The sequence below is a fragment of the Terrabacter sp. NPDC000476 genome, assembly GCF_040300125.1.
GTDB lineage: Bacteria > Actinomycetota > Actinomycetes > Actinomycetales > Dermatophilaceae > Terrabacter.
Genome location: NZ_JBEPDF010000003.1, coordinates 191,070 through 217,963, shown reverse-complemented (window position 1 = coordinate 217,963; position 26,894 = coordinate 191,070). Strand labels below are relative to the sequence as shown.

Genomic DNA, 26,894 nt, shown 5'->3' with positions numbered 1-26,894 from the left:
TTGTGCTCGGCGTCACAACCGCGCCGGCTGACAGGGGGGTCATGCGCTCGGCGCCATCCGCGAGAGGGCGGTGACGAGCCGGTCGCTCGCCCCCTTGCTCGTCGGGTCGGCCAGGTTGGCCATGATCTTGAGCAGCAGCGGCATGAGCTTCGTGCGGGGCAGGCCGTACTTCGTCGCGAGGCGCATCACCTCGGGGTTGCCGATGGCGTGCGCGAACCAGCGGCCGAGGGTGAAGTAGCCGCCGAGCTCGTGCTTCATCACCTTGGGGTAGGTCGCGAGGACCCGTTCGCGGGCCGCGTCGCCCGGGCGGGCCATGGCCTGGGCGACGAGCTCGGCGCCGAGGCGGGCGGCCTCGAGCGCGTAGTCGATGCCCTCGCCGTTGAAGGGGTTGACCATGCCGCCCGAGTCGCCGACGAGCAGCAGGCCGTCGGCGTAGAGGGGCGTGCGGTTGAAGCCCATCGGCAGCGCCGCGCCGCGGATCGGTCCGGCCGACTCGTCGTGCTCGAGCTGCCACTCCGGGTTGATGTCCTCGACCCAGCGCCGCATGACGTCCTTGTAGTCGGTCTTCTGGAAGGCCGACGTCGTGTCGAGCGTGCCGAGGCCGACGTTGGTGCGGCCGTCCTCGAGCGGGAAGAGCCAGCCGTAGCCGGGCATGAGGATGCGGTTGCCGGCGTCGTCACGGCTCCACAGCTCGAGGTGGCTCTCGAGGTAGTCGTCGCGCTTCGGCGTCGTGTAGTACGCCCGGACGGCCACGCCCATGACTCGGTCCTCGCGCCTGGGCCGGCCGACCGCCGTGGCGAGGCGCGAGGAGACGCCGTCGCTCGCGACGACGACGGGGGCGCGGTAGGTCACCGTCTCACCGGTCGCCCGACCGCTCTCGTCGAGGCGCTTGGCGCTGACGCCGGCGACCCGGCCGGAGGCGTCGCGCACCGGTGCGGTGACGCTCGTGCGCTCGTGGAGCAGGGCGCCGCGGCTCTCGGCGTGACGGGCCAGGGCCTCGTCGAGCTGGGCGCGCGTGCGGACCATGCCGTAGCCGGGGAACGCGTCGGACTCGGGCCAGTCGAGCTGGAGGGTGTGCCCACCGCCCTTGATCCGCAGGCCCTTGGTGCGCTGCCAGCCGGTCGTGTCGACGCCGAGGGAGATGAGCTCCTTCGTCGCGCGCGGGGTCAGGCCGTCGCCGCAGATCTTGTCGCGCGGGAACGCCGACTTCTCGAGGAGGACGACGTCGAGGCCGTGGTCGGCGAGGTAGGCCGCCGTCGCGCTGCCGCCCGGCCCGGCGCCGACGACGATGACGTCGGCCCGTTCGACGGGTGCAGCACCAGACCCCGAGGGGCTGGGCGCGACGCTCGAACTGGTCATGTCTCCCTGCACGCTTCCGGACCGCTTGTGAAGATCTTCACGAACTACCGGCCGAGTCTATTCCCGAGTTTTCGCCGTTGTCAGATAAGGCATGCCTAACCCTGAACACGCGGCCACGTCGGGAGGCCACCGTCCGTGGGCGACGCCGCCACCCGGCATCCGGGCTCGGGGTGCGCTCAGCGCTTCGTCGCGTGGTGCAGCGCGACGACGCCGCCCGTGAGGTTGGTCCAGCCGACCTGCTGCCAGCCCGCGGACTCGATGACGCGCGCGAGCTCGCCCTGCGGCGGCCACGCGCGGATCGACTCGGCGAGGTAGACGTAGGACTCCGGGTTGCTCGACGTGCGGCGTGCCACCGGCGGCAGCGCGCGCATGAGGTAGTTCGTGTAGACGGTGCGGAAGAGCCCGTTGACCGGCTGGCTGAACTCGCACACGAGCAGGCGACCGCCCGGCTTGGTCACGCGGAGGAACTCGCGCAGGGCCAGGTCGGTGTCGGCGACGTTGCGCAGGCCGAAGCTCATCGTCACGACGTCGAAGCTCTCGTCCGCGAAGGGCAGGCGCATGGCGTCGGCGGCCGTGAAGGCCATGTCGGGCCGCCGGCGACGGCCGACGCGCAGCATGCCGAGCGAGAAGTCGGCCGGCACGACCTCGATCTCGCGGTCGGCCCACGGCTCGCTCGACGTGCCGGTGCCGGCCGCGATGTCGAGGATGCGCTCCCCCGGCCTCGCGTCGACGGCCTTGACGACGGCGCGGCGCCAGAGCCGGTCCTGCCCCAGCGAGAGCACGTCGTTGGTGACGTCGTACTTCTCGGCCACGGTGTCGAACATCGACGCGACGTCGACCGGCTTCTTGTCCAGCTGCGCACGGCTCATGCGCTCATCCTTCCACCCGCGACCGGTCGGTGCGGCGGACGGTCGCGGCGGGACGGCCGGGGCCCGCGCCGTAGAGTTGCACCCGATGTCCACGCTTCCCGCCACCGAAGCGCCGTCCCCCGCGCCGGGGCCGACGGTCGTCGTCCGCACCGTGCCGCTCGACACGACGGACCCCCTGCTCTCGCACCTGCCCGCGGACCACCGGCCAGACGACCTGCTCTCGTGGGTGCGCCGGGGCGAGGGCCTCGTCGGCTGGGGCACGGCGCTGTCGTTCGAGTCGCGCGGCCCGGACCGGTTCGCCGCCGCGGAGGCGTGGTGGCGCGAGGTCGCCCGGCACGCGGTCGTGCGCGACGACGTGGGCCGGCCCGGCACGGGCCTGGTGTGCTTCGGCTCCTTCCCCTTCGCCGCCGACTCGGCCGAGCCCGCGCGGCTCGTCGTGCCCTCCACGATCGTCGGGCGCCGGGACGGCCAGACCTGGCTCACCACCGTCTCGCTCGACCCGCAGCTCACGCTGCTCGAGACGCTTTCCGTGGCAAGCGATCCCGAGCCTCCCGGCGACGTCGCCTTCTCGGACGGCGACGTCTCGCCCGCTGACTACGCGCACTCGGTCGCGGAGGCCGTCGCGCGGATCGCGGCCGGGGAGGTCGACAAGGTCGTGCTCGCGCGCGACCTCGTCGCGACGGCATCCAGCCCCATCGACCCCCGCTGGCTGCTGCGCCGGCTCGCGGAGCGCTACGAGAACACCTGGGTCTTCGCCGTCGCGGGGCTCGTGGGCGCCACTCCCGAGCTGCTCGTGCGCCGCGACCAGGGGCTCATCACGTCGCGGGTGCTCGCCGGCACGATCCGGCGCACCGGCGACGACGCCAAGGACCTCGCCCTCGCCGCCTCGCTCGCCCGGTCGTCGAAGGACCTCGAGGAGCACGAGTACGCGGTGCGCTCCGTCGCCGATGCCCTCGCCCCGCACTGCTCCTCGATGAACGTGCCCGAGGCGCCCTTCGTGCTGCACCTGCCCAACGTCATGCACCTCGCGACCGACGTCGCCGCCGTGAGCGCCGACGAGGCGTCGTCGCTCACCCTCGCGGCGTCGCTACACCCGTCCGCGGCCGTCGGCGGCACCCCCACGGCCCGCGCCGTCGAGCTCATCGGCGAGCTCGAGCACATGGACCGGGGTCGCTACGCCGGTCCGGTCGGCTGGATGGACGCCCAGGGCGACGGCGCCTGGGGCATCGCGCTGCGCAGTGGGGCCCTCGACCCCGACGACCCCTCGCAGATCACCCTGTACGCCGGCTGCGGCATCGTCGCGGGCTCGGACCCCGAGTCGGAGGTCGCCGAGTCGATCGCCAAGCTCATCCCGATGCGCGACGCGCTGGCGAGCGAGTGACGGGCCGGCTGCCGTGACCTCCCGCCGCAGCGCTCCCGACCTCGCGATGCGCGTGCTGCAGCAGCTGTGGCTCGGCGGGGTGCGCGACGTCGTGCTCTCCCCCGGCTCGCGCTCCGCACCGCTCGCGCTGGCCCTCGACGCGGCAGACCGCGCCGGCGACCTGCGCCTGCACGTGCGCGTCGACGAGCGCTCCGCCGGCTTCCTCGCCCTCGGCCTCACGACCGGCTCGCGCCGACCCGTCGCGGTCGTGACCACGTCCGGCACGGCCGTCGGCAACCTCCTGCCCGCCGTCATGGAGGCGCACCACACGGGACGCCGCCTCCTCGTGGTGAGCGCCGACCGTCCGGACCGGCTGCGCGGCACCCGGGCGAACCAGACCACGTGGCAGGCGGGGCTGTTCGGCACCTTCGCCGCCTGCGTCGACGTGACCGCGAGCACGGGTGACGACGACCTGGCCGACCTCGTCGCGAGGGCGTGTGCGGGTCCGGGCCCGGCCCAGCTCAACGTCCAGCTCGACGGCGACCTCCTGCCGCCCGACCCCGACCCCGACACGTGGTGGCAGCGCCCAGCGGACCCCGCCGTGGCGCAGCTGCAGCCCGGGGCCGCTGCCGGTGAGGCCGGGGTGGAGCCGTCGGTGACTGCGGCGGGCGGCGGCGAGGTGCTGCCGCTCGGTCCGCGCACGGTCGTCGTGGCCGGCGACGACGCGGGGCCGGCCGCCCGGTTGCTCGCCGAGGCCGCCGGCTGGCCGCTGATCGCGGAGCCGACGTCGGGCGCACGGATCGGGCGCCAGGCCCTGCGCACCGGGCGCCTCCTGCTCACGACGTCGCTGCGCGCCGGGATCGAGCGCGTCGTCGTCGTCGGCCACCCGACCCTCTCCCGCCCGGTGACGAGCCTCATCAGCGACGCCGACCTGGAGGTGCTCGCCGTGCGCGGCCGCGACGGCGTGGCCACCGATCCCGGGCGCGTGGCGCGCGTGCTCGACGCCGTGCCCCGGGTCGAGGGCCCCGACGAGCCCGAGTGGTTCGCGTCCTGGCGCGTCGCCGACGACCGGCTCTCCGGGCTCGTCGACGCGGACGTCGCCGACCCGGCACGGGTCGCTGCCGGGCGCACCGCCGACGACGCCACCAGGGGCCTGTCGCCGCTCGCCGTCGCTGCCGTCGTGGGCCGCGCCGTCGCGGCCGACACCACCCTCGTCGTCGGTTCGTCGAACCCGGTGCGCGACCTCGACGTCATGGCCGTCCCGTGGCCACCGCACGAGCACCGGTTCGTCGTCGGCAACCGCGGGCTGGCCGGCATCGACGGCATGGTCTCGACCGCGATCGGGATCGCGCTCGGCCGACCGCGCGCCGCCCGCACCATCGCCTACCTCGGAGACCTCACCTTCCTCCACGACACCAACGGCCTGCTCGTCGGCACCGGCCAGCGCCGGCCGGACCTCACCCTCGTCGTGCTGAGCGACGACGGCGGCGCCATCTTCAGCACGCTCGAGCAGGGCGACCGTCGCTACGCGAGCGCGTTCGAGCGCGTCTTCGCCACCCCGCACGGCACCGACCTCGCGGCCCTCTGCGCGGCGCACCACACGGCATACGAGCGCGTCGACGACCTCGGGCGCCTCGCGGCAGCACTCGACGAGCAGCCCTCGGGCATCAGGGTGCTCGAGGTGCCGGTGTCGCGCACCGACCGCCGCGACGAGGCCGCCCGGCTGCGCCGACTCGCCCACGAAGCCACCCACGCCTGACCGCAACACACCGAGAAGGAGCCAACACCCCGGGATCGGATGCCGGTGCGTTGCGTCCTCCTCGGTGTGTTGCCGAGGCATTCGGCCCGGGTCAGCGACCGAGGGCGGCCGTGACGAGCTCGGCGTTGTCGGCGGCGGGCCGGCCGTCCGGTGCCAGCAGGGTGTCCTCGAGCCCGATGCGCAGGTCGTGACCGCGCTCGGCCGCCCAGCGCAGGACCGAGGAAACCAAGCAGCTTCCCGGAGAGGTCCCGCCGTCAGTCGATGTTGTTACGGCGGCGAACGAGGTTAGCGATAGCCAGCACTCGCGGCCGTCCAGTAGCGCGGAAGCCAAGGCCATGACGGAAGATTTCTGGGATCCAGAACCGATCCTCCTCGCGGAAGATAACGCCGCTCGAGGTAAGAAGTTCAGCCTCCTCCAAGGACATGGAAACGCTGTCCAAGGTGAATGGCACTTGCCGAAGCGGCTCATCGAGTCGCTTCAGTTTGGTCAACAACGTACCGATCTGAGGACTCTCCTCGCTGATTGCGGTGATCTTCTGCTCGCTCACTGCAACCAAGGCATCTCGCATCGCGGTAGGGGCAAGAATCCGATCTGACCACCGTACGTCTGACACCGATTTCTCAGCAGCTTCACTCATGAAAGTAACCACATCGCGAGGCTGGATATTGCCGTTGAAATCCGATAGAGCTGCAACAAACCAAGTATGAGACCTGGCTTCGCGTGACTTCTCCGTCCCCATCTTGTCACCCCACACAGGCTTCATCAGTTCAGTGACGCGGTCTTCCGCCTCCGTCGTCACAGACCCCGCATCAATGGGAAGCGCCGTCGATTCCCTCGAAACCCACAGGGCTAAACGCACGGCCTCTGCGGGATCCCAATTCAGAGCGAACTCACCGTATCGTGCTAGCAACTGCGCAGCATTTTGCAGCACGGAAGCCCGCACCAGATCGATCCGGACGAAAACGATCAGCCCAAAAGGCCTACCACGAACGCTCCTGAGCCACTCGAGGCAGTCAAGCAAAAGAACTCTAAGCGCACGCTGCTGGCGTGGATTTGAGGCAATGTCCTGAAGAATGTCCTCCAAACCGTCGATGAGGAAGATGCGTCGCGTTGATCCACTGAGACTAGTTAGCACCTTCTCTGGGGCGGACCCGTCCAGCGTCATCCCCATTGAGCGCACCAGAAATGAGAGCCATTTGGTCCGCCACTGAAGCTCGGTCAGATCCGCCTCGACGCCTTCTTGAATTTCGGTTCTGATGTCAAGCATGGTCATGGGCACATCGAACCCCACTGCACCCGAGCGGCGGATGCCATCAACTCGCCGTTCAATACCCTCCGTGACATTGCGCGACGTCAAAACTGGAGTCAATCGCGCATCAAGTTTCACATCCGAAATGCCAGTCGCATTCCCATATTTAGCCCAGGTCTCGCGATAGCACATCTGCAGTTGCGTAAATGTCTTCCCGGCGCCCTTCGCTCCGGCAATGACGGCGATGGGAACCTCGGTGCGATGTGCCATAACCAGTTGCCGGAGGGATTCAGTAGACAGAAAGTCTTGGGCCTCCGTGGTTTCTGCAAAGGCCAAGGTCTTGGCGTAGGACGCAAGTCGCGATCTAGCGGCAACGATCTCGCTGATGTTGCCTCGCAAGGTAGCAGGAGTGTGGTCAGCTGCAAGTATAAAGTCAGCCGCCAGATCACTTACCAAGTCGGGAAGCCCCGCGCGCCGCACACTCGAAAGAACATCGGACCATGCGCTGGGAAGGCTCAGGAGCGAGTCTTGGAATTCACTAAGGAGCAAGCCGGCGCGCACTTCATGCGTGCCAGATCCGCCGTCTTCAGCGCCGACCGAAGCAGTCGCTTCCATGACCTCAATCAACGGGGACGCGAATTGTGCGACGGCGTCAGGATCGTCGGTTGCTCGATATTGAGTAACAACCAGCCAAGGGCGAGGATCCGACCGCTCTTGTGGCGCTCGCCGCTGAATTTCCTGCAGCACCAGCGCGGTTCCCGATCCTGATTGAGCGTTTGTGGTTGTAACGACAACTCGCTGTATGCGCGGATCGAGGAGCAGTGGAGAAGATAGTTCAGAGACTCCAGCGCGAAGATCGACTATTACAGTTTGAACGCCTAACCGCGCCGCCAAAAGCGCTATCGCATCCGTGAGATAGTAGGGAGATTGCCCTGGGCCTTGAAGATCGAGAGGCGAAAGGCGCGGTGTAGAGAGCTCTCTCATATTGCGCCTGCACGGCATGACATAAATGTTCTCTTCGAGCTGATTGGGGAGTAGTCCTATAGCCATCTCGACAGCATCGTCCGCCGACCCCGCTGGCGAAGCGTGGAGGAGCGCAAGGAAGTCCTCATAGGCAAAGTCGATCTCGCGCCGCGTCGAGTACATCCAAGTGACGCCGGGCGCCTCCATATCGGCATCCACGATGAGCACTTTCTGCGACGCCGCCAACTTCTCAGCCAAGGCTACAGCGTGAAGAGTGCGACCAACGCCGCCCTTGAATGAGTAGAAGGCAACCACATTGACGCCTTCTGGGAGCTCGCCTGATGGCCGTGGCAGCGGCGAACTGAGATCGCCCACAATGCGGGTGTCCTGCCACCTTGGCACGCGCGCTAGGTCCGGGACATCCTCGACTTCGACGACGTCGACAGCCAGCGACCGCTCGCCTGAACCGTCAGAGACACGATCGAGGCGCAGTGTCATACCCGCCTCAGAGTCACCTCCTGTGGAGCCAGGACCAAACATTGATTCGACCCAATTGCTTACTTCTTGAGGGTCAAAACCTGCCTTCACCCGGAGCTCGAGACTGTCCCAATAGGCAGATGCTTCGAGGAGCCAGCCCGGCAACACGCCGGCACGGGCAGCTTTTGATAAATGATCGTCAACATCGACCCAGGTGAATAGCCTGTCCGGCACGGGGAAGTTCACTGTCATCTCTGGCCCTTGTCGTTTCGATACCACTGCATGATGCCATTTAACGCACGGACGGCTTCTACCTGATCACTCGAACTCAATTTCTTTCCATATCGCCAGGCTTGGTGTAGATCTGACGCCTTGATTGCCGGATCATCGCCACTCCTCGCCGCAAAAGATTGACCCAGACTGACGTTGGCCGGGAGTCTGAGTTCCTTCGCGAGTGCGCGCAAGTCATGACTCCTCAGGGGCGCTTCTAACTCGGCTGTGCTGCGGTGCCGACGGCGGAGCAAAAGACACTCCTTCAGCGCGCATTCCACGGCGTAAAACAAGAGGAGCGCGCCTGACTCCGAGTCCACAGGTAGGACTGCAGCAGACTCCAGCGCTGACGCTCGGTCTCTCAAGGCTTTTGCTCCGACTTCGATGGGCACCGGCTGAGTCTATGTTCGTGCGGGGTCTGGGGCACTCGAAGAGCCATGAGTGACGTAATCAACTTCTTAGCGGACATCGGCTGACATAGCCCATCGTGACGCGAGGGGAGGCTCCGTCAGCGCCGCCCTGACGAGCTCGGCGTTGTCGGCGGCGGGCCGGCCGTCCGGTGCCAGCAGGGTGTCCTCGAGCCCGATGCGCAGGTCGTGACCGCGCTCGGCCGCCCAGTGCAGGACGGGCCAGGCCCAGGCGTCCTCGCCGTGCACGACGAACGGCCCCGGCACGCCCTCCAGCGCGGCGAGCACCGCTGCGGCAGCGGACGGCCCGTCGGCCCCGGGCGACGCACCGGGCAGCAGCTCGACGAGCACGCGCTCGACACGCTCGAGCCACCCGGATGCCACGACGTCCCGGGCGGCGTCCGGCGTCCAGATGCCGGCCTCGACCCCGATCCCGTTGTGACGTAAGCCTTCTGCGACGAGCACGGCGCCGGCCTCGTGCCAGTTGACGCTCGCGCAGTCCGGCCCGCCGTCGCCGGGCCCGGGCCACTCGGCGACGAGACGCGCCTTCGTCGCTGCACCGTGGACGATGCCGTCACGCGTGGACACGCTGACCCGCGTGCCGGGCGCGGCCGCCCGGACCGCCTCGACGGCGGCCACCACGTGCTCGGCCTCGAGCGACTCGCCGCCCGTCTCGTCCCGGGGGTGCACGTGCACCATCCACGCCCCGGCCGCGCGGGCCGCCGCGGCCGCGGCGCCGACCTCCGCGGGCGTCACGGGCACCGCGGGGTGCTCGTCGCGGCTGCGCGAGCCGTTGAGGCACGCCTTGAGCATCACCCGCGGCCACCCGTCGCGAGCACGGCATGGCACCGCGTCAGCCGGTCGCGCCACCAGGCCTGCCGGTCCGCAGGCGCGGCGAGCTCCTGCAGCGAGACCTCGTCGGGCACGGCCCGTCCCGGCGCCAGCACCCCTCCCGCCGGGCGTAGCGGAGGGACGGCGACGTCACGCTCGAAGAGCCCGACCGTACCGAGCCCGCAGGCGTGCTCGAGCTCGGGGAGGGCCGCCGCCAGGGCCACCCCGGCCGCGATCCCCACGCTCGTGTCCAGCGCCGACGACACGACGGCCGGCAGCCCGCACGCGTGCACGACCTCCAGCGCCCGGCGCACCCCACCGAGCGGGGCCACCTTGACGACCACGAGGTCGGCCGCGCCGAGCCGGGCCACGCGGACGGGGTCCTCGGCCTTGCGGATCGACTCGTCGGCCGCGATCGCGACGTCGATCCCCCTGCGGGCCAGTGCCATCCGGAGCTCGGCGAGCTCTTCGACCGTGGCACAGGGCTGCTCGGCGTACTCGAGACCGTATGCGTGGAGCCGGCCGAGTGCCGTCGTGGCGGTCTCGACGTCCCAGCCGCCGTTGGCGTCGACCCGGATGCGCCCGGCGGGGCCGAGCGCGGCGCGGACCGCGGCCACCCGGTCGACGTCGTCGTCGACGACCTGCCCCGACTCCGCGACCTTCACCTTCGCCGTCGTGCACCCGTCGAACCGGGCCAGCACCTCGGGCACCCGCTCGGGGCCGACGGCCGGCACCGTCGCGTTGACGGGGACCACGCGGCGCACGGGACCGGGCCACCCGGCATACGCCGCCTCGACCGCGGCGGCCAGCCAGCGGGCCGCCTCGTCGTCACCGTACTCGGGGAAGGCACCGAACTCGCCCCAGCCGCAAGGGCCCTCGATGAGCAGCGCCTCGCGCACGTCGACCCCGCGGAAGCGCACACGCATCGGCTGGGCGACGACGTGGGCGCGGTCGAGCAGCTCACCGAGCGGGGGGAGGGTCGTCATGCGGCCATTGTCCACGCCCCGGGCCGGAGCCCCGGGCCTGCGCCCCGGGTCGGAGCCCCGGGGCGGCGGGCCGCGTCAGCGGGTCGGGAAGGCCTCGTGCCGGTCCTGCGTCGGGTCGGGCAGGGTGCTCGCCGGGGACGGGGTGCCCTGCGCGACGTCGCGGTCACGACGACGGGACGTCCAGCCGCAGCCGTGGCGACCGGCGTGCGGCAGCATCCACAGCAGTCCGAAGAGCCACCACACGCTGTGGCCGGTCGAGCCGAGGGCCACGGCGAGCAGCACGACGCCGGCGATCAGGAGGTTGCGGGACGAGTTCACGGTGACTCCTCGGTCGGGGGTGGGGCCGGTCGCCCCGTTCGTCTCCGACGGTAGGCGTGCGGCGTGCCCCCGGCCCCGTCCCTCTGTCAGCACCTGGCCCTGACAGATGTCATGCCCGCGAGGGGGCGAGGGGCCCGAGGACGACGTCGGTGGCGTTCGCGACGGCCACGGCGATGCGCTCGAGGAACACCTCGCGCATCGGCGGCAGAGCGTCGAGCGGGAACCAGCGCGCGTCGGTCGACTCGTCGTCGCCCGGGCTCGGCTCGCCCGAGACCCACCGGCAGCGGAACGTGTGGTCGAGGTACTGCGCCACGTCACCGTTGACGTGGTCGACGACGCCGCCGGCGCAGACCCAGACCAGGCGCTCGACCTCGGCCACGACGCACGCCTCCTCCTCGACCTCGCGCACCGCGGTGACGTGCGGCTGCTCGCCGGGGTCGACGATGCCGGTGACCGGCGTCCACGTGCCGTTGTCGGAGCGCTCGACGAGCAGCACCTCGTCGGCGCCGCCCTCCACCTCGCGCAGCACGACGGCCGTCACGCCCGGCATCCAGAGCAGCTCACGGCCGATCATGGTGCGCAGGTGGGCGACGTAGGGAGGGATCGGCATACGGCCGACCCTAGCCTCGCCGATAGGGTCGGGTCGTGAGCAGCGAGCCGAGCCAGAGCGTCGTGTCCGAGACCTTCGACCCCGCCGAGTGGGCCCCCGTCGAAGGCTTCGACCTCACCGACATCACCTACCACCGCAGGCGGCCCGTGGAGGGGCGCCCGCACGCCGAGTCGGGCGTCGTGCGCATCGCCTTCGACCGGCCCGAGGTGCTCAACGCGTTCCGGCCGCACACCGTCGACGAGCTCTACCGCGCGCTCGACCACGCGCGGATGACGCCCGACGTCGGCGTCGTGCTGCTCACCGGCAACGGGCCGAGCCCGAAGGACGGCAAGTGGGCCTTCTGCTCCGGCGGCGACCAGCGCATCCGCGGCCGCTCGGGCTACCAGTACGCCGAGGGCGACACGGCCGACACCGTCGACACGGCGCGCACGAGGGCGCAGGGCGGGCGTCTGCACATCCTCGAGGTGCAGCGGCTCATCCGCACCATGCCGAAGATCGTCATCGCGGTCGTGGGCGGCTGGGCGGCGGGCGGTGGACACTCCCTGCACGTCGTCTGCGACCTGACGATCGCGAGCCGCGAGCACGCCCGCTTCAAGCAGACGGACGCCGACGTGGGCAGCTTCGACGCGGGCTACGGCAGCGCCTACCTCGCGAAGATGGTCGGCCAGAAGTTTGCTCGCGAGATCTTCTTCCTCGGCCGCACCTACTCCGCCGAGGACATGCAGCGGATGGGCGCCGTCAACATCGTGGCCGACCACGCCGACCTCGAGCGCGAGGCGCTGGCGGCGGCCACCGAGATCATGGGCAAGAGCCCGCAGGCGCAGCGGATGCTGAAGTTCGCCTTCAACCTCACCGACGACGGGCTGATGGGCCAGCAGGTCTTCGCCGGCGAGGCGACGCGGCTCGCCTACATGACCGACGAGGCCGTCGAGGGCCGCGACCAGTTCCTCGAGAAGCGCGAGCCGGACTGGTCGCCCTTCCCCTGGTACTTCTGAGCCGTCACATCCCCTCGACGAGCGCCACAGTCGCGGCGACGACCTGGCGCTGCGCCGCCGACCGGTCGCCGGTCGGCGTGCCGTCGCCGGGCTGGTCGCCGTAGTCGCCGAAGGTCGCGTGCGAGGCCCCCTGCAGGACGGTGTATGCCGTGTCGCCCGGCAGCAGAGCCCGGCTCGCCGCGACGTCGGCGGGGGTCGTCAGGCCGTCGCGGCTGCCGCTGATCGACGCCACGGCGAGGTCGGTGCGGCCGGCCAGCGACGACAGCGGGTAGGACGCCCAGAGCACGAGCCCCTTGACCGCGCCGGGGTTGTCGGCCGCGAAGGTCGCCGCGGCGACGCCGCCCAGGCTGTGGCCGCCGACCGCCCAGGCGGTGACCTCGGGGTGGTTGTCGAGGAAGGCGTGCGGGGCGGACCCGGCGAGGAAACCGATCCCGAACGGCTGCTTGACGACGACGACGAGCACGCCGGCCCGGCTCACCTCCGAGAGCATCGGCACGTAGGCGCGGGGGTCGACGCGGGCGCCCGGCTGGAAGACGAGCCCTCGCGTCGGGGTGCCGGTGGCCGGCTCGATGAGGATGTGGGCCGGCGCGTCGGTCACCCGCACGGCGGCGCCGCCCGACATCGCCGCGACCGCCTGCGGCGTCGCCGCGAACGGCCGCAGCCAGACCAGCACGGCGACGAGGGCCACCGACAGGATGACGAGCAGCACCCGGAAGACCGGGCGCGGCACGGCGCGCTGGCGCGGCGGGCGCACGTAGCCCTCGGAGCGGTCGCGCACGAGGAAGACGACGCCGACGAGCCCGAGCACGGCGAGCGTGATGACGTGGGCGGGGTGCCCCGCGAGCAGGGCACCGCGGTCGAGCAGGAAGAAGCCGAGCGGCACGAGCATCCAGGCGAAGCCGAGCACGCGCAGGAAGCGCACGGGTCGGCGAGCGGTGCCGGCCCCCGCCCCCAGCGCTCCGTCGTCCGGCATGGTCGTCACGCCCCCGAGGGTATCCGGGCGCGGTGGCCGCCCCGCCCTTCGGGACCGACCCATCCACAGACCGGACACCCGGCCGTCACCGGGACAGGGCAGGATGAAGGGGTGCAGCGAAGCGATCCCGAGCGGTGGGCTCCGGGTGCCACCGCGGACGGAACCGGTGGCGCCGTCCCCGCTGCCGCCCCCGAGTCCACCCGACCTGCACCCACCGGACCTGCACCCACCCGACCTGGACCCACCGGACCTGTGCCCACCGGACGTGAACCCACGGGCACCGAGTCCCCCGGGGCGACCCCCTCGGCCGTGCCGGAGGGAGGTCGTCCCGCCGACTACCGCCAGCCGCCGCGCACGACGGCGCTGCACGCCACGCGCGCCGTGGGTCGCGGCATCGGCCGTGCGGCCACCGGCACCGCCCGCGCGACGGCCCGCAGCGGGCGGTTCGCCGCCCGCCGGGCGCACGCCTACACCCACTCCGGGGGCGCCGGCGAGTCCGGCCTGGCCCGCCTGACCGAGCTGCACGCGAGCCACACCACGGGCGACACGATCATGACGCTCGCCCTCGCCGGCACGCTCTTCCTCAACCCCCAGACCGCGCAGGCCCGCAGCCAGGTCGCGACCTTCCTGCTGCTGACGATGATCCCGTTCGTGCTCGTCGCGCCGCTCATCGGGCCCCTGCTCGACCGGTTCTCGCACGGCCGGCGCTGGGCCATCGGCACGACCCTCGCCGCGCGCGCCTTCCTCTGCTGGGTGCTCGGCGAGGCGATCAACAACGACAGCGGCTGGCTCTTCCCCGCCGCCCTCGGCTGCCTCGTCGCGTCGCGCGCGTACACGATCACGCGTGCTGCCGCGGTGCCGCGGCTCCTGCCGCCGGGCACGACGCTCGTGCGGGCCAACTCGCGGGTCTCAATGGCTGGCGTCGTCGGCGCCGTCATCGGCGGCGCCCTGGGGGCGCTCGCCATGCTCGCCGGCCCGTCGTGGGCCCTGCGCGTCGCCTTCGTCGTCTTCGTCGTCGGCACGGTGCAGGCCATCCGCCTGCCCCAGCGCGTCGACTCCACGGTCGGCGAGGTCGCGATCGAGGACACCGCACCGATCCGCGTCGCCGCCCTCCGTGCCGACGCCGGCCACACCGGCCACCCGACCTCGCTGCGCGGCACCCAGCGCGGCTGGAGCGCAGGCCCCGCCGGACGGCATACGCCCTCGGCGGGCGAGGCGCTCACGGTCGACGCCTCGGGCCCCCTCGGCCGCTTCCGCCGGCGCAAGCAGGCGATCCCGTGGCCCGTGCTGCACGCGATGTGGTCGACGGGCGGCACGCGCGTGCTGACCGGCTTCGTCATCACCTTCATGGCCTTCCTCGCGCGCGACCACCCCATCGACGGCATCCGGGGCGAGCTCGTGCTCGGACTCGTGGCCGTCGCCATGGGCATCGGCAACGCGCTCGGCAGCGTCGCGGGCAACGTCGTGCGCGACCAGCGACCGGAGCGCATCGCCATGGTCTCCGTGCTCGCCGCGACGGTCTGCTGCGTGGCCGCCGGCGTCTGGTACGGCGTGTGGACCCTCGTCGCGCTGGGCCTCGTGCTCGGCGGGTCGGCGCAGCTGTCGAAGCTGTGCTTCGACGCGCTCGTGCAGCGCGAGGTGCCCGAGAACGTGCGCACGTCGGTCTTCGCGTGGTCCGAGACGGTGCTCCAGGTGCTCTGGGTCGTGGGCGGCGCCCTCGGCATCGTGCTGCCGCTCAACCCGCACGTCGGTTTCCTCGTCTGCGCGGCCGCGCTCGTCTGGACGGTCGCCGTGGCCGCCCGCCAGCGGCGCCGCGGCGAACGACACCCGCCCCGTGCGAGGACCGCCTGATGGCGGCCCCGATGCGCCCGTTGCGGCCGCTCGCGGTCCCTGCGGGACCGGAGGCGCTCCGCGTGCTGCCCGACCTCGAGGCCGCGCTCACCGGCCGCTCCCCCGTGCTGCCGTATGCCGAGGGCACCCCCGTGCCCGCCGTCCCCTCCGCGCCCACGTCCTCCGCGACGGCCCCGCCGGACGCGGCCGGGCCGGTCGACCACCACGACGACCACCATCACCACGACCACCAGCACGACGATGTGCCCGACAATGCGCCCGACGACCTGCCCGACGACCTCGCAGTCGCGATCGGCACCTCCGGCTCGACCGGACGGCCGAAGCGGGCGCTGCTCACGGCGACGGCCCTGGGGCGGTCCGCCTGGGCCACGCACCAGGTGCTCGGCGGCAGTGGCGCCTGGCTGCTCGCGATGCCCGCCCACCATGTCGCCGGCCTGCAGGTGCTGCTGCGCTCGCTGGCGGCGGGGGTGACGCCGACGGTGCTCGACCTGCGCGGCGGCTTCACGGCCGAGGCCTTCGCGGAGGCGGCCCGCGCCACGCGCCCGTCCGGCGCGGCCGCCAGGCGCTACACGGCCCTCGTGCCCACCCAGCTCGCGCGGCTCGTCGACGACCCTGCGGGCCTCGAGGCCCTGCTCGGCTTCGACGGCGTGCTCGTCGGCGGCGCGGCCACGCCGGCCGTCCTCGTCGAGCGGGCGCGGCGGCTCGGCGTCGCCCTCAGCCTCACCTACGGGATGAGCGAGACGGCCGGTGGCTGCGTCTACGACGGCAGCCCGCTGCCCGTCAGCCGCGTGCACGTCGACAACGACCGCCACGTCGTGCTCGGCGGCGACACGGTCGCGCACGGCTACCTCGGCGAGCCGGGGCTGACCCGCGACGCGTTCACCGTCGACCCCGACGGCGTGCGCTGGTTCCGCACCGACGACCTCGGCCACTTCGACGACGACGGCCTGCTCGTGCTCGACGGACGCGCCGACGACGTCATCAACACCGGTGGCCTCAAGATCAACCCCGGCGTCGTCGAGGACGCCATGACCCGCCACCTCGACGTCGTGCTCGACGTCGTCGTGCTCGGCGTGCCCGATCCCGAGTGGGGCGAGGCGGTGTGCGCGGCCGTCACGCTCACCGACCCGACGACGTCGCTGACGACCCAGCAGGTGCGCGAGCGCCTCCGCGGCATCCTGCCCGACGCCGCGCTGCCGCGGCGCGTCGTCGTGCTCCCCGCCATCCCCCAGCGCGGCCCCGGCAAGCCCGACCGGGCGGCCATCCGACGCAGCGTGCGGGACCCCGCCTGAGCGGTGGCAAGATGGGGGTTCCACCCGTCGCTCGTCAGGAGGCCACCGTGCTGCGCGTCGTGCTCGTCGCCCTCGTGGTCTTCGCCACGATCTACGCCTTCGTCGACTGCGTGCAGACCGACCGGCGGCTCGTGCGGATCATGCCGAAGTCGGTGTGGCTCCTCGCGGTGCTCGTGCCCGTGCTCGGGCCCGTCTTCTGGCTCGTCGCCGGGCGCACCGACGCGCGCGGTGGCCAGGCGCCGCCCCGCGCCGGTGGACGTCCGTCCGGCCCCGTCGGCCCCGACGACGACCCCGACTTCCTCCGCAAGCTGTAGAAGGACCCCACAGACCTCCATGGCCACCCTGTCCCAGTGGATCGAGGGCGCTCGCCCCCGCACGCTCCCCGCCGCCGTCTCGCCCATCGTCCTCGGCACGGGTGCCGCCTACCAGACGGGCCACGTGGTCTGGGCGTATGCCGTCCTCGCCCTCGTCGTCGCCCTGGCCCTGCAGGTGGGCGTCAACTACGCGAACGACTACTCGGACGGCGTCCGCGGCACCGACGAGGTGCGCGTGGGCCCGGTGCGCCTCGTCGGGCAGCGCCTCGCCGACCCGCGCTCGGTCAAGATCGCGGCCTTCGCGTGCTTCTTCTTCGCCGCCCTCGTCGGGCTCGCGCTCGTCGCACTCTCCGGCCTCTGGGTGATGATCCCGATCGGCGCCGCCTCGATCGTCGCGGCGTGGTTCTACACGGGCGGGTCGCGGCCCTATGGCTACCTCGGTCTCGGCGAGGTCTTCGTGTTCGTCTTCTTCGGGCTCGTGGCGACGCTCGGCACCATGGCGACGATGACCTCGCCCACGGCGGCCGGCTGGTGGGCCGCGATCGGGGTCGGGGCGCTCGCCTCGGCGATCCTCGTCGCGAACAACCTGCGCGACATCCCCACGGACCGCGAGCACGGCAAGCTCACGCTCGCGGTCCGGATGGGCGAGGGCGGCACGCGCGCCTTCTACGTCGCGCTGCTCGCCGTCGCGTTCGTCATGACCGCTCTGGCCGCGTTCACCTCGCCGTGGGCGCTGGTCGCCCTGCTCGCCGCGCCGCTCGTCGTGCGCCCCGTGCAGGCCGTCGTCGGGCGGGCCACGGGTCGCGGGCTGATCCCCGCGCTGGCCGGTACGGGCCGGTTCCAGCTCGTCTGGTCGGTGCTGCTCGCCGTCGGCCTGGCGCTCGGCCGCGCCTGACCCGCCTCCCCCGGGATCGGGGAGCACGGCTCGTGACGCGGTGGTGGGCTCAGCGGTCGGAGCTGCGCGGGCCCTCCACGGCCGGGCCGGCGGGACCGGCCGGCTCGCCGGGCAGCGGGCGCTCGTCCTCGGCGTCCTCGGCCGCCTCGTCGCTGGCCGGGTCGACCAGACCCTTCGCCTCGACCTTGGCCTCGTGCCGCTCGACGAGGCGCGCGGTGATCTCGTCGCGCATGCCCCGCAGCAGGATGTAGGACGCCGCGGCCGACGCGATGGCCGACGCCCCGAGCAGGAGCACCGGGTTGTCGCGGATCCCGATCAGCCAGAAGAGGAAGAGGAACCCGAAGAAGATGAGGATGCGCAGCAGCGAGTAGCGGACCATCTCAGAGCGCCCTCACATGCCCGAGTAGTTGTGCATGCCCACGAACGTCGACACGAGGTTGACGAGCGTGAAGTTGATGATCACCGCGACGTAGCCGGCGAGCGCGATGTACATCGACTTCCGGTGGTCCACGCCGGCCGTCGCGCGGCTGTGCATGTAGGCGGCGTAGACGGTCCAGATGACGAACGTCCAGACCTCCTTGGGGTCCCACTGCCAGTACGCGCCCCACGCCTGCTTGGCCCAGATGGCGCCGGCGATGAGGGTGAAGGTCCAGAGGATGAAGCCGACCATGTTGAGGCTGTAGGCGGTCCGCTCCAGCGACGACGAGCTGGGCAGCGACTCGATGAAGCTCGGCTTCGCCGGCGGCTTCTCCTCGCGGCGCAGGCGCACGAGGTAGAGCAGCCCGACGGCGGCGGCGATCGTGAAGAAGGCGACGGCGATGAAGGCCACGGAGACGTGGATGCCGAGCCAGTAGGACTTGAGGGCCGGCATGAGCTCGCCCGCCTCGGTGTAGAGCACCGTGAGCGCGAGGCCGAGCACGAGCAGGACCGGGGTGACGATGAAGACCCCGAGCCACTGCCAGTTGTTGCGCTTGGCGAGGACGCTGTAGGCGGCGCCGACCGCCGCGGCCGCGGCCGTCGCGAACTCGAACATGTTGCCCCACGGCGGACGACCCACGGCCAGTCCCCGCATGAGCACCGACGCGACGAGCAGGGCCGACGCGAGGTAGGTCAGCATGAGCGCGATGCTGCCGCGCTGGCGGCTCTTCAGGCTCTCCTCGAACCCAGGGCCGGCGGCGTACGGCGTCGTGGCGCGGCGCTCGGGGGCCGGGGCGCCGGAGCCGACGAGCACCTGCTCGCGCTCGTCGGCGGTGACGCCCGCGGCGACCTTGGAGTCGGCGACCTTGGGGGCTCGCGCGGCCAGGTGCCAGGTGAAGGCCAGCATGGCGAGCGTGTAGACGATCATCGACGCGTAGAGCGCGGCGTTGGCGTTGGCGGCGAGGTTCACGAGCGGTCGGTCCTTTGCGCGGGGCGGTCGTTCACGCCGGCGGTGATCGCGGAGACGATCGCGGCGAGTCCGGGGTCGGAGTCCTTGGAGAGGCCACCGATGGTGACCACGGTAGCCGGTCGTCCGGCGGGGCCGGCACCGCTGTCGAGGGTGCCGTCGGGGCCCGTCGGCGTGCCGGCGGGGCGCACGCGGACGAAGACGCGGCGGCGCTTGATCGTCAGCCCGAGGATCAGCCCGAGGGTGGCGAGGATGGCGCTGACGAGGCTGATGGGCGCTCCGGGGTCGGTGCGCACCGAGAGGCCCGCGAAGCGCTTGACGCCGTCGAAGGTGATGCTGCCGCGGTCGCCGGGCAGCGCCTTGGTCTCCCCCGGCTTGAGGCGGAAGAGCGCCGGCGACCCGTCGTCCTTGGTCACCTGCTTCATCTGGTCGGTGTTGAGCGTGTAGACCGACTGCGGCGTTCCGCCCGGGAAGAGGTTGCCCTCCCACACCGAGAGCGCGAGCTCGGGGTTCCTGACGTCGGGGAAGATCGAGGCCGGCCCGTTCGCGAAGGTCGGCTCGGCCGTCGGCAGGAAGAAGCCGGTGAAGCCGAGCTGCTTCGGCGCGGCCGAGGGGACCTTGACGACGCCGACCGAGCGGTAGTTGCCGTCCTGCGGCAGGAACGGGGTCGCCTCGCGGTAGAGCACGGCCCCCTTCGCGTCGCGCACCGTGATGACCGGCGTGTAGCCGTTGCCGAGCAGGAAGATGTCCGCGCCGTCGACCGAGATGGGGTGGTTGACCGAGACGTTCTCGCTGCTCTTCGGGGCACCGGGCGAGCTCTGCAGCGTCGTCTGGGCGTCGAAGAGGCGCGGGGTGCCGAAGGAGCGACCCGGCGTCTCGTTGAACTCGACGTGCAGCTTGTCGAGCGAGAGCACGAACGGCGGGAGGCTCTCGGTGTCGACCCACGGGCCCGGCGAGATGGTGTTGTACGTGCCCGCCGACGAGGCGAAGCGGTCGCCCTCGGCGAGGATGACGTCGCCGCGCCAGCCGAGGAGGTGCCCGACGGCCATGCCGACGATGACACCCGTCAGCGCGAGGTGGAAGAGCAGGTTGCCGGTCTCGCGGAGGTAGCCCGACTCGGCGGAGATGCTCGTGGCGTCGTGCGAGTGCAGCCGGAAGCGCTTGCGCCGCAGGGCCGCCCGGGCGGCGTCGAGCGCCTCCTCGGGCGACAGGGTCGTCGTCACCTCGGCGTGCTCGGCGAGCCGCTCGAGCCGCGCGGGTGCGCGGGGCGGGCGGGAGCGCAGCGCGCCGAGGTGCACCTTGGTGCGCGGCACGATGCAGCCGACGAGCGAGACGAAGAGGAGCAGGTAGACCGCCGAGAACCACGGCGAGGCGTAGACGTCGAAGAAGCCGAGGCGGTCGAGCCACGGCGACGTGGTCGGGTTCTGCGCGATGTAGTCGGCGACCCGGCCGGCGTCGATGTTGCGCTGCGGGAAGATCGAGCCCGGCACCGCGGCGATGGACAGCAGCAGGAGCAGGAAGAGCGCCGTGCGCATGCTCGTCAGCTGGCGCCAGCCCCAGCGGAGCAGCCCGATCGGGCCGAGCTGCGGGAGCGCGGGCTCCGGGCGACCGCCACGGCCGCCGCGGCCGCTGCGTCCCGCCCCGCGACCTGACCCGCCCGAGCCGGCGGCAAGGCCGTCGACGGTGTCGGCGCCGAAGGCGTCGGGGCGCCCCTCGGTGGTCGGCGGAGTGGTCGGCGGGGTCGTCGGCGGGGTCGTCGGCGGGGTCGTCGGCGGGGTCGTCGGCGTCGTCTCGGTCGACATCAGATCGCCACCTGGAAACCGTTGACGAGGCGCACCTGGATCCACACGACGACGTCCTCCCAGACCCCGGTCAGCATGAGCAGGCCGACCGCGACGAGCAGCAGGCCGCCGACCGACTGGATCGCGCGGCGGTGCCGGCGCAGCCAGTCGCTGGCCCGGCCGGCCCGCTCCCAGAGCGCTGCCATGAGCACGAAGGGCAGCCCCAGGCCGAGGGAGTAGACCGCCGCGAGCGCGAGCCCCCGGCCGATCGAGCCCGACTCCGCCGAGATCGGCGCCGCCATGGCCTGGATCGCGCCGAGCGTCGGGCCCATGCACGGCGACCAGCCGATGGCGAAGACGGCGCCGAGCAACGGCGCCCCGGCGAGACCCGCGCGCGGGCGCCACGCGACCGGCACGGCATACGACCGCCCGAGACCGAGGAAGAGCAGGCCCATGACGAGCACGACGGCCCCGCCGATGCGCTGGAGCAGGCGCTGGTGCTCCGAGAAGGCGAGACCGACGGCCGAGACCGCGGCGGCCGCGACGAGGAAGACGGCCGTGAAGCCGAGCACGAAGAGCAGCGCCCCGACGACGAGGCGCCCGCGCGAGCGCTGCTCGAGCGAGACGTCGGAGAGGCCGGTGACGTAGCCGAGGAAGCCCGGCACGAGGGGCAGCACGCAGGGCGAGGCGAACGACACGAGGCCGGCGGCGAGGGCGACGACGGCCGCGACGAGGAGCGACCCGCTGGCGAGCTCGGCACCCACGACGCTCAGGCCTTGCCGGTGAGGACGTCGTCGATGAGCCCGAGCAGCGTCGAGGTCGTGACCGGCCCCGACACGCGCGCCGCGATGCGGTGCTGGGCGTCGAGCACGAGCGTCGTCGGGGTGGCCGACGCCTTGCCCTGCAGGGCGAGGAGCGGCACGCCGCCGTCGTAGGCGAGCGAGGGGAAGGTCACCTTGTTGGCCTTGAGGAAGGCGAGCCCCGTCTCGGGACCCTCGAGCTTGTCGAGCCCGATGAACTCGACCTTCTTGCCCTTGGCCTGCACGGTCTCCCACGCCTTCTGCAGCGCGGGAGTCTCCTCGATGCACGGCGGGCACCACGAGCCCCAGACGTTGAGCACGAGCACGGTGCCGGTGCGGCCCGACGTGCTCCACGGCTCACCCTCGAGCGTCGTGCCCTCGAGCGTGATCGGCTCGCCGCGGCTGGCGACGGGCAACGCCTCGATGGAGCCGTCGCCCGCCACGTAGCCCTTCCGGTCGCCCGAACGGGCCTGGTCCGCGACGGAGTTCGGGTCGGACGAGCAGGCGGCGGTGACCGTGACGAGCGCTCCGGCGCCCAGCATCGCTCCCCACCGCAGCGCGGTGCGTCGGTCGACGTGCGTCATCAGGCGCCCACGCTCCTGCTCGCCCGCGCGAGCAGCGACACGGCCGGCTCGGAGTAGGCGACGGAGGCGAGGTCGTCACCCTCGAAGGTGAGCGACGTCAGGGAGGCGAGCGTGCACTCGCGGCGGCGCGGGTCGTGCCAGAGGCGGTGGCCGACGAGCTTGTTGCGCACCGTCCAGACCGGCAGCTGGTGGCTGACCACGACCGCCTCGTGGCCGCGTGCGGCCGTGCGCGCGTCGGCGATGGCGGCGAGCATGCGCGTCGCGATCTCCTCGTAGGGCTCGCCCCACGAGGGCGTCCGCACGTCGCGGAAGAGGTGCCAGTTGCGCGGGTGCAGCAGATCGCGGGCCCCGACCGCGCTCCCCTCGAAGCGGTTAGCGGACTCGATGACGCGGTCGTCGGTGACGACCTTCACGTCGTGGCCCGCGGCGATGGGCGCGGCCGTCTCCTGGGCCCGCTCGAGCGGCGAGGCGACGACGTGCGTGATGTCGTTCGTCGCGAGGTGCCGGGCCACGAGCTCGGCCATCTCGCGACCCAGCTCGGAGAGGTGGAAGCCGTCGAGCCGGCCGTAGAGCACACCGGTCGGGTTGTGCACCTCGCCGTGGCGCATGAGGTGCACGACGGTGCGGTCGCGTGCGCCCGGTCCCGACGCCCCGCTCGTGCTCTCACCCATGCTCGACAGTCTCTCAAACCTCGTGCTCAGGACCGAATCCGCGTCCCATCCTGTATGCCTGCTGTGCGCTCCCGTCGGCACCGTGGCCCGGGGCGTCCCCGCCGTCGGCACCGACCTACACTCCGAGCCGTGCCCTGGTCCCTCTGGCTCGCGCTCGTCGCCACCGCGACGCTCATCTCGCTCACGCCCGGCGCGGGGGCGGTCAACACCATGGCCAACGCGATCGGTTCGGGCTGGGCACGCTCGATCTGGGGCATCCTCGGGCAGCAGGCCGCCCTGCTGGCCCACATCGCCGTCGTCGCCGCCGGTCTCGGGGTCATCGTCGCGCGCAGCCCCGTGCTCTTCACGGTCATCCGGTATGCGGGGGCCGCCTATCTCGTCCACCTCGGCGTGCGGCAGTTCCGGTCGGGCGCGGCCTCCACCGACGTCGACCGGCAGGCGCCCGAGCCCGCGTGGTCGATGGTGCGGCGCGGACTGCTCGTCAACCTCACGAACCCCAAGGCGGTGGTCTTCTTCCTCGCCTTCGCGCCGCAGTTCATCCGGCCCGAGCGCCCGCTCCTGCCGCAGTACGCCGTCTTCACGGCGACCATCGTGGTCGTCGACGTCGCCGTCATGTGGGGCGTCTTCGCGGTGGCGGCGCGAGGGCTGCGCCGGCTGACCCGTCGCGAGTCGGGCGCCCGCCTGCTGGGCCGGGTCTTCGGTGCCCTCTTCGTCACCGTCGGCGTCCTCCTCGCCGCTGTGCACTGACACCCCAACCGTCAAGAGGCCACTCGCTGCGGGTCCCCCACCGTCGAGAGGCCACTCGGTGCGGGTTTCCGACGTCGAGAGGCCACGTCGCGCGCGTGCACGACGGGCCGACATGACGCATACGAGATCGCGAACTGTGGCCTGTCGAAGAGCGGGCACCCGCGAAGGGTGGCCTCTCGACGAGCGGGCACCCGCAAAAGGTGGCCTTTCGACGGTGACGGACCCTCGAAAAGTGGCCTTTCGACGGTTGGGGGGCGGGGGGCGCTCGGGTCAGTCGGCGTCGGGGGCTGCGGCCGCGCGGGCGGCCGCGGGCAGCGCCGCGATGACGTGGTCGACGGCGGCGTCGTCGTGGGCGGCCGAGACGAACCACGACTCGAAGGCGCTGGGCGGCAGGTGCACGCCCTGGCCGAGCATCGCGTGGAAGAACCGGCGGAACGCAGCCGTGTCCTGGTCCTTCGCGTCGTCGTAGCCCGAGACCGCGCCCTCGCGGAAGAAGACCGAGAACATCGAGCCGGCCCACTGGATGCGGTGCGGCACCGACGCCGCCGAGAGCTCGCTCGCCACGGCGTCCGCGATGGCGTGCGACACGACGTCGAGCCGCGCGTAGACCTCGGGCGTGCACCCCTGCAGCGTCGCGAGGCCGGCGGCCGAGGCGACCGGGTTCCCCGAGAGCGTGCCGGCCTGGTAGACCGGCCCCTGCGGCGCGAGCAGCGCCATGACGTCCGCGCGCCCGCCGAAGGCCGCGGTCGGGAACCCGCCGCCCATCACCTTGCCGAAGGTGAAGAGGTCGGGGGCACCGGTCGTGCGGCGCGCCTCGCCCGCGTCGGCGGCGGTCTCGAGGCCGTAGTAGCCCGCGGCACTGCACCGGAACCCGGTCATCACCTCGTCGGAGACGAGCAGCGCCCCGTGCTCGGCGGTGACGCGGCGCAGGCCGTCGGTGAACTCCGGGGTCGGCGGCACGACGCCCATGTTGCCGGCGGCGGCCTCGGTGATGACGGCGGCGATCTCGTGGCCGCGCTCGGCGAAGGCCGCCTCGAGCGCCGGGAGGTCGTTGTACGGGAGGACGATCGTCTCGCCCGCGCTCGAGCGGGGCACCCCGGCGGAGTCGGGCAGGGCGAAGGTCGCGACCCCCGAGCCGGCCGACGCGAGCAGCGCGTCGACGTGGCCGTGGTAGCAGCCGGCGAACTTGACCACGACGTCGCGGCCGGTGAAGCCGCGCGCGAGGCGGATCGCCGACATCGTCGCCTCGGTGCCCGAGTTGACGAGCCGCACCTGCTCGACCGGCTCGACCCGGGCGACGATCTCCTCCGCGAGGCGCACCTCGTTCTCCGACGGCGTGCCGAACGAGAACCCGCGCGCGGCGGCCTCGGTGACGGCGGCGAGCACGTCGGGGTGGGCGTGACCGAGGATCATCGGCCCCCAGGAGCAGATGAGGTCGACGTAGCGCTTGCCGTCGGCGTCGGTGAGCCACGGGCCCGACCCGCTCGCCATGAACCGCGGCGTGCCGCCGACGGCCCGGAAGGCCCGGACGGGCGAGTTGACGCCCCCCGGGATGACGACGCTCGCGCGCTCGAGGAGGGCGGCGGAGGCCGGGGCCTCGCTGGGGGTCTGGACCGGGACGGGCTGCGAGCTCATGGGGGCCATTGTCCCCCGCCGCTCAGTGGCCGCTGACGCCGGCCGGGTCGAGGTGGTCGCGGACGATGGCCATGGCGTCGCCGATGGCCCGGAACTGCTCCGGGCTCATGATGTCGACGAGGTTGTCGCGCACGCTCTGCACGTGGATGCGGGCGATGTCGCCGACCGCCGCGAGGCCGCCGCTCGTCAGCACGAGCTCGACCCCGCGCTTGTCGTCGGCGCACTGCTCGCGCGTGACCCAGCCGCGGTCCTCGAGCCGCTTGGCCGTGTGGGTGAGCCGGCTGCGCGACTGGACCACCATGGCCGCGAGCTCGGACATCCGCAGCCGGTGGTTCGGGCCCTCCGAGAGCATCGAGAGGATCTCGTACTCGCTCAGCTGGATTCCGGCGTCACCGAGCGCGTCGTCGAGCGCGCGCTCGAGCAGCCGGGTCCCCCGCAGGATCGCCCGCCACGACGCCTGCTCGGCATCGGTCAGCCACCGCACGTCGTCATCCCCTGTGCCTGCCATGTCACCTCCCTGCGACCTCACTGAGATCGTAGTGGCGTCAGGCCAGCCAGTCGGCGACGTCGAGGGCGAAGTAGGTCAGCACGACCTGTGCGCCCGCCCGACGGATCGCGGTCAGCGACTCCAGCGCGGTCGCCCGCAGGTCGATCCAGCCCTGTGCGGCGGCAGCCTGGATCATCGAGTACTCCCCCGAGACCTGGTATGCCGCCACCGGCACCGACGCGCGCTCCGCCGCGGCGGCGACGACGTCGAGGTAGCTCATGGCCGGCTTGACCATGACCATGTCGGCGCCCTCGGCGATGTCGAGGTCGATCTCGCGGATCGACTCGACGAGGTTGGCGGGGTCCTGCTGGTAGGTGCGCCGGTCGCCCTGCAGGCTCGACTGGACCGCCTCGCGGAAGGGACCGAAGAAGGCGGAGGCGTACTTCGCCGCGTAGGCGAGCACGACGACGTGCTCGAGGCCTTCGGCGTCGAGGGCCTCGCGGATGACGGCGACCTGGCCGTCCATCATTCCCGAGGGCGCGACGACGTGGGCGCCGGCTCGCGCCTGGGCGACCGCCATCTCGGCGTAGAGCAGGTTCGTCGCGTCGTTGTCGACCCGGCCGTGCTCGTCGAGCACGCCGCAGTGGCCGTGGTCGGTGAACTCGTCGAGGCACGTGTCGGCCATGACGACGAGGTCGTCGCCGACCGCGTCGCGCACGGCCCGCAGCGCGAGGTTGAGGATGCCGTCCTCGGCGATGCCGCCGCTGCCCGTCGGGTCCTTGTGCTCCGGCACGCCGAAGAGCATGATCCCGCCGAGGCCGGCGGCGACGCAGCGGCGGGCGACCCCGACGACGCTCTCGAGCGTGTGCTGCTCGACGCCGGGCATGCTCGTGATGGGACGCGGCTCGGTGATCCCCTCCGCGACGAAGACGGGCAGCACGAGGTCGCGCGGGTGCAGCCGGGTCTCGGCCACCAGGGCACGCAGGGCCGCGTTCTGGCGCAGGCGACGAGGACGCTCGATCATCG

At 72.1% G+C, this 26,894-nt stretch carries 26 protein-coding genes; 8 read left to right on the top strand and 18 right to left on the bottom strand.

The window, feature by feature from the left end; genetic code table 11:
* Window positions 1-39: 39 nt before the first annotated feature.
* Window positions 40-1,359, bottom strand: a complete 1,320-nt coding sequence (locus tag ABT295_RS17040) for a geranylgeranyl reductase family protein (RefSeq protein WP_352395592.1) — start codon at window positions 1,357-1,359, stop codon at window positions 40-42.
* 176 nt (window positions 1,360-1,535) lie between these two features.
* Window positions 1,536-2,228, bottom strand: coding sequence for a demethylmenaquinone methyltransferase (locus tag ABT295_RS17035; RefSeq protein WP_352395591.1), 693 nt, complete (start codon window positions 2,226-2,228; stop codon window positions 1,536-1,538).
* Window positions 2,229-2,313: 85 nt separating this feature from the next.
* Between ABT295_RS17035 and ABT295_RS17030 the strand changes: the two genes are divergently transcribed.
* On the top strand, window positions 2,314-3,609 hold the full coding sequence (locus tag ABT295_RS17030) for an isochorismate synthase (protein WP_352395590.1): 1,296 nt from the start codon (window positions 2,314-2,316) through the stop codon (window positions 3,607-3,609).
* Between the two features lie 46 nt (window positions 3,610-3,655).
* On the top strand, window positions 3,656-5,347 hold the full coding sequence (gene menD, locus ABT295_RS17025) for a 2-succinyl-5-enolpyruvyl-6-hydroxy-3-cyclohexene-1-carboxylic-acid synthase (protein ID WP_502991213.1): 1,692 nt from the start codon (window positions 3,656-3,658) through the stop codon (window positions 5,345-5,347).
* A 91-nt stretch (window positions 5,348-5,438) separates the two neighbouring features.
* On the opposite strand, the gene ABT295_RS17020 is transcribed toward menD, so the two are convergent.
* From ABT295_RS17020 to ABT295_RS16995, 6 genes are all read right to left on the bottom strand, one after another.
* A complete protein-coding gene (locus ABT295_RS17020; RefSeq protein WP_352395588.1) occupies window positions 5,439-5,576 on the bottom strand; it encodes a 3-keto-5-aminohexanoate cleavage protein in 138 nt (45 codons plus the stop codon).
* Window positions 5,577-5,601: 25 nt separating this feature from the next.
* The gene (locus tag ABT295_RS17015) at window positions 5,602-8,289 is read right to left on the bottom strand and encodes a KGGVGR-motif variant AAA ATPase (protein WP_352395587.1); all 2,688 of its coding nucleotides are present in this window, start codon (window positions 8,287-8,289) and stop codon (window positions 5,602-5,604) included.
* Window positions 8,290-8,765: 476 nt separating this feature from the next.
* Window positions 8,766-9,527 (bottom strand): 3-keto-5-aminohexanoate cleavage protein, encoded by a 762-nt coding sequence (locus ABT295_RS17010; protein ID WP_352395937.1) that lies wholly within the window; start codon window positions 9,525-9,527, stop codon window positions 8,766-8,768.
* The gene (locus tag ABT295_RS17005) at window positions 9,527-10,531 is read right to left on the bottom strand and encodes an o-succinylbenzoate synthase (protein WP_352395586.1); all 1,005 of its coding nucleotides are present in this window, start codon (window positions 10,529-10,531) and stop codon (window positions 9,527-9,529) included. The genes ABT295_RS17010 and ABT295_RS17005 overlap by 1 nt, the downstream gene beginning before the upstream one ends.
* Before the next feature lie 75 nt (window positions 10,532-10,606).
* A complete protein-coding gene (locus ABT295_RS17000) occupies window positions 10,607-10,849 on the bottom strand; it encodes a hypothetical protein (protein WP_352395585.1) in 243 nt (80 codons plus the stop codon).
* Window positions 10,850-10,958: 109 nt separating this feature from the next.
* Window positions 10,959-11,459, bottom strand: a complete 501-nt coding sequence (locus ABT295_RS16995) for an NUDIX hydrolase (RefSeq protein ID WP_352395584.1) — start codon at window positions 11,457-11,459, stop codon at window positions 10,959-10,961.
* 35 nt (window positions 11,460-11,494) lie between these two features.
* On the opposite strand from ABT295_RS16995, the gene ABT295_RS16990 reads away from it, so the two are divergent.
* Window positions 11,495-12,454 (top strand): 1,4-dihydroxy-2-naphthoyl-CoA synthase, encoded by a 960-nt coding sequence (locus ABT295_RS16990; protein WP_352395583.1) that lies wholly within the window; start codon window positions 11,495-11,497, stop codon window positions 12,452-12,454.
* A gap of 4 nt (window positions 12,455-12,458) precedes the next feature.
* On the opposite strand, the gene ABT295_RS16985 is transcribed toward ABT295_RS16990, so the two are convergent.
* Window positions 12,459-13,427: an alpha/beta hydrolase gene (locus ABT295_RS16985; protein WP_352395936.1), complete on the bottom strand. Its 969-nt coding sequence runs from the start codon at window positions 13,425-13,427 to the stop codon at window positions 12,459-12,461.
* Between the two features lie 309 nt (window positions 13,428-13,736).
* Between ABT295_RS16985 and ABT295_RS16980 the strand changes: the two genes are divergently transcribed.
* From ABT295_RS16980 to ABT295_RS16965, 4 genes are read left to right on the top strand one after another with little or no spacing between them, the layout of a single operon-like run.
* Complete coding sequence (locus ABT295_RS16980; protein ID WP_352395582.1) at window positions 13,737-15,278, top strand: MFS transporter; 1,542 nt, start codon at window positions 13,737-13,739, stop codon at window positions 15,276-15,278.
* Window positions 15,278-16,570, top strand: coding sequence for an o-succinylbenzoate--CoA ligase (gene menE / locus ABT295_RS16975; RefSeq protein WP_352395581.1), 1,293 nt, complete (start codon window positions 15,278-15,280; stop codon window positions 16,568-16,570). Before ABT295_RS16980 ends, menE begins: the two co-directional genes overlap by 1 nt.
* Before the next feature lie 11 nt (window positions 16,571-16,581).
* Window positions 16,582-16,884: a PLD nuclease N-terminal domain-containing protein gene (locus tag ABT295_RS16970; protein WP_345508324.1), complete on the top strand. Its 303-nt coding sequence runs from the start codon at window positions 16,582-16,584 to the stop codon at window positions 16,882-16,884.
* A gap of 19 nt (window positions 16,885-16,903) precedes the next feature.
* Window positions 16,904-17,779 carry a 1,4-dihydroxy-2-naphthoate polyprenyltransferase gene (locus ABT295_RS16965; protein WP_352395580.1) on the top strand — a complete coding sequence of 292 codons (876 nt, stop codon included), beginning with the start codon at window positions 16,904-16,906 and terminating at the stop codon, window positions 17,777-17,779.
* 49 nt (window positions 17,780-17,828) lie between these two features.
* On the opposite strand, the gene ABT295_RS16960 is transcribed toward ABT295_RS16965, so the two are convergent.
* Genes ABT295_RS16960 through ABT295_RS16935 form a run of 6 tightly spaced genes read right to left on the bottom strand, consistent with a single transcriptional unit; the run spans window position 17,829 to window position 22,999 of the window.
* On the bottom strand, window positions 17,829-18,158 hold the full coding sequence (locus ABT295_RS16960) for a DUF4229 domain-containing protein (RefSeq protein ID WP_352395579.1): 330 nt from the start codon (window positions 18,156-18,158) through the stop codon (window positions 17,829-17,831).
* Between the two features lie 12 nt (window positions 18,159-18,170).
* On the bottom strand, window positions 18,171-19,166 hold the full coding sequence (gene ccsB, locus ABT295_RS16955) for a c-type cytochrome biogenesis protein CcsB (protein ID WP_352395578.1): 996 nt from the start codon (window positions 19,164-19,166) through the stop codon (window positions 18,171-18,173).
* Window positions 19,163-20,965 carry a cytochrome c biogenesis protein ResB gene (gene resB, locus ABT295_RS16950; protein ID WP_352395577.1) on the bottom strand — a complete coding sequence of 601 codons (1,803 nt, stop codon included), beginning with the start codon at window positions 20,963-20,965 and terminating at the stop codon, window positions 19,163-19,165. The genes ccsB and resB overlap by 4 nt, the downstream gene beginning before the upstream one ends.
* Entirely contained in the window at window positions 20,965-21,708 is a 744-nt protein-coding gene (locus ABT295_RS16945; protein ID WP_352395576.1) for a cytochrome c biogenesis CcdA family protein, read from the bottom strand. Before ABT295_RS16945 ends, resB begins: the two co-directional genes overlap by 1 nt.
* 5 nt (window positions 21,709-21,713) lie before the next feature.
* Window positions 21,714-22,328, bottom strand: coding sequence for a TlpA family protein disulfide reductase (locus ABT295_RS16940; protein ID WP_352395575.1), 615 nt, complete (start codon window positions 22,326-22,328; stop codon window positions 21,714-21,716).
* Window positions 22,328-22,999, bottom strand: coding sequence for a histidine phosphatase family protein (locus tag ABT295_RS16935; protein WP_352395574.1), 672 nt, complete (start codon window positions 22,997-22,999; stop codon window positions 22,328-22,330). Before ABT295_RS16935 ends, ABT295_RS16940 begins: the two co-directional genes overlap by 1 nt.
* A 129-nt stretch (window positions 23,000-23,128) precedes the next feature.
* On the opposite strand from ABT295_RS16935, the gene ABT295_RS16930 reads away from it, so the two are divergent.
* A complete protein-coding gene (locus ABT295_RS16930; protein WP_352395573.1) occupies window positions 23,129-23,746 on the top strand; it encodes a LysE family transporter in 618 nt (205 codons plus the stop codon).
* Between the two features lie 270 nt (window positions 23,747-24,016).
* Here ABT295_RS16930 and hemL read toward each other — a convergent pair whose 3' ends face one another.
* From hemL to hemB, 3 genes are read right to left on the bottom strand one after another with little or no spacing between them, the layout of a single operon-like run.
* The gene (gene hemL / locus ABT295_RS16925) at window positions 24,017-25,381 is read right to left on the bottom strand and encodes a glutamate-1-semialdehyde 2,1-aminomutase (protein ID WP_352395572.1); all 1,365 of its coding nucleotides are present in this window, start codon (window positions 25,379-25,381) and stop codon (window positions 24,017-24,019) included.
* A 22-nt stretch (window positions 25,382-25,403) separates the two neighbouring features.
* Window positions 25,404-25,889, bottom strand: a complete 486-nt coding sequence (locus ABT295_RS16920; RefSeq protein WP_352395571.1) for a MarR family winged helix-turn-helix transcriptional regulator — start codon at window positions 25,887-25,889, stop codon at window positions 25,404-25,406.
* A gap of 37 nt (window positions 25,890-25,926) precedes the next feature.
* Entirely contained in the window at window positions 25,927-26,892 is a 966-nt protein-coding gene (gene hemB, locus ABT295_RS16915; RefSeq protein ID WP_352395570.1) for a porphobilinogen synthase, read from the bottom strand.
* Window positions 26,893-26,894 lie beyond the last annotated feature (2 nt).

What these genes read in the sequence shown, in the direction of transcription:
- ABT295_RS17040 (WP_352395592.1), bottom strand. Translation starts at nt 1,359, where the DNA reads ATGACCAGTTCGAGCGTCGCGCCCAGCCCCTCGGGGTCTGGTGCTGCA.
- ABT295_RS17035 (WP_352395591.1), bottom strand. Translation starts at nt 2,228, where the DNA reads ATGAGCCGTGCGCAGCTGGACAAGAAGCCGGTCGACGTCGCGTCGATG.
- ABT295_RS17030 (WP_352395590.1), top strand. Translation starts at nt 2,314, where the DNA reads ATGTCCACGCTTCCCGCCACCGAAGCGCCGTCCCCCGCGCCGGGGCCG.
- menD (WP_502991213.1), top strand. Translation starts at nt 3,656, where the DNA reads ATGCGCGTGCTGCAGCAGCTGTGGCTCGGCGGGGTGCGCGACGTCGTG.
- ABT295_RS17015 (WP_352395587.1), bottom strand. Translation starts at nt 8,289, where the DNA reads ATGACAGTGAACTTCCCCGTGCCGGACAGGCTATTCACCTGGGTCGAT.
- ABT295_RS17010 (WP_352395937.1), bottom strand. Translation starts at nt 9,527, where the DNA reads ATGCTCAAGGCGTGCCTCAACGGCTCGCGCAGCCGCGACGAGCACCCC.
- ABT295_RS17005 (WP_352395586.1), bottom strand. Translation starts at nt 10,531, where the DNA reads ATGACGACCCTCCCCCCGCTCGGTGAGCTGCTCGACCGCGCCCACGTC.
- ABT295_RS16995 (WP_352395584.1), bottom strand. Translation starts at nt 11,459, where the DNA reads ATGCCGATCCCTCCCTACGTCGCCCACCTGCGCACCATGATCGGCCGT.
- ABT295_RS16985 (WP_352395936.1), bottom strand. Translation starts at nt 13,427, where the DNA reads ATGCCGGACGACGGAGCGCTGGGGGCGGGGGCCGGCACCGCTCGCCGA.
- menE (WP_352395581.1), top strand. Translation starts at nt 15,278, where the DNA reads ATGGCGGCCCCGATGCGCCCGTTGCGGCCGCTCGCGGTCCCTGCGGGA.
- ABT295_RS16970 (WP_345508324.1), top strand. Translation starts at nt 16,582, where the DNA reads ATGGGGGTTCCACCCGTCGCTCGTCAGGAGGCCACCGTGCTGCGCGTC.
- ABT295_RS16965 (WP_352395580.1), top strand. Translation starts at nt 16,904, where the DNA reads ATGGCCACCCTGTCCCAGTGGATCGAGGGCGCTCGCCCCCGCACGCTC.
- ABT295_RS16960 (WP_352395579.1), bottom strand. Translation starts at nt 18,158, where the DNA reads ATGGTCCGCTACTCGCTGCTGCGCATCCTCATCTTCTTCGGGTTCCTC.
- resB (WP_352395577.1), bottom strand. Translation starts at nt 20,965, where the DNA reads ATGTCGACCGAGACGACGCCGACGACCCCGCCGACGACCCCGCCGACG.
- ABT295_RS16940 (WP_352395575.1), bottom strand. Translation starts at nt 22,328, where the DNA reads ATGACGCACGTCGACCGACGCACCGCGCTGCGGTGGGGAGCGATGCTG.
- ABT295_RS16935 (WP_352395574.1), bottom strand. Translation starts at nt 22,999, where the DNA reads ATGGGTGAGAGCACGAGCGGGGCGTCGGGACCGGGCGCACGCGACCGC.
- hemL (WP_352395572.1), bottom strand. Translation starts at nt 25,381, where the DNA reads ATGAGCTCGCAGCCCGTCCCGGTCCAGACCCCCAGCGAGGCCCCGGCC.
- ABT295_RS16920 (WP_352395571.1), bottom strand. Translation starts at nt 25,889, where the DNA reads ATGGCAGGCACAGGGGATGACGACGTGCGGTGGCTGACCGATGCCGAG.
- hemB (WP_352395570.1), bottom strand. Translation starts at nt 26,892, where the DNA reads ATGATCGAGCGTCCTCGTCGCCTGCGCCAGAACGCGGCCCTGCGTGCC.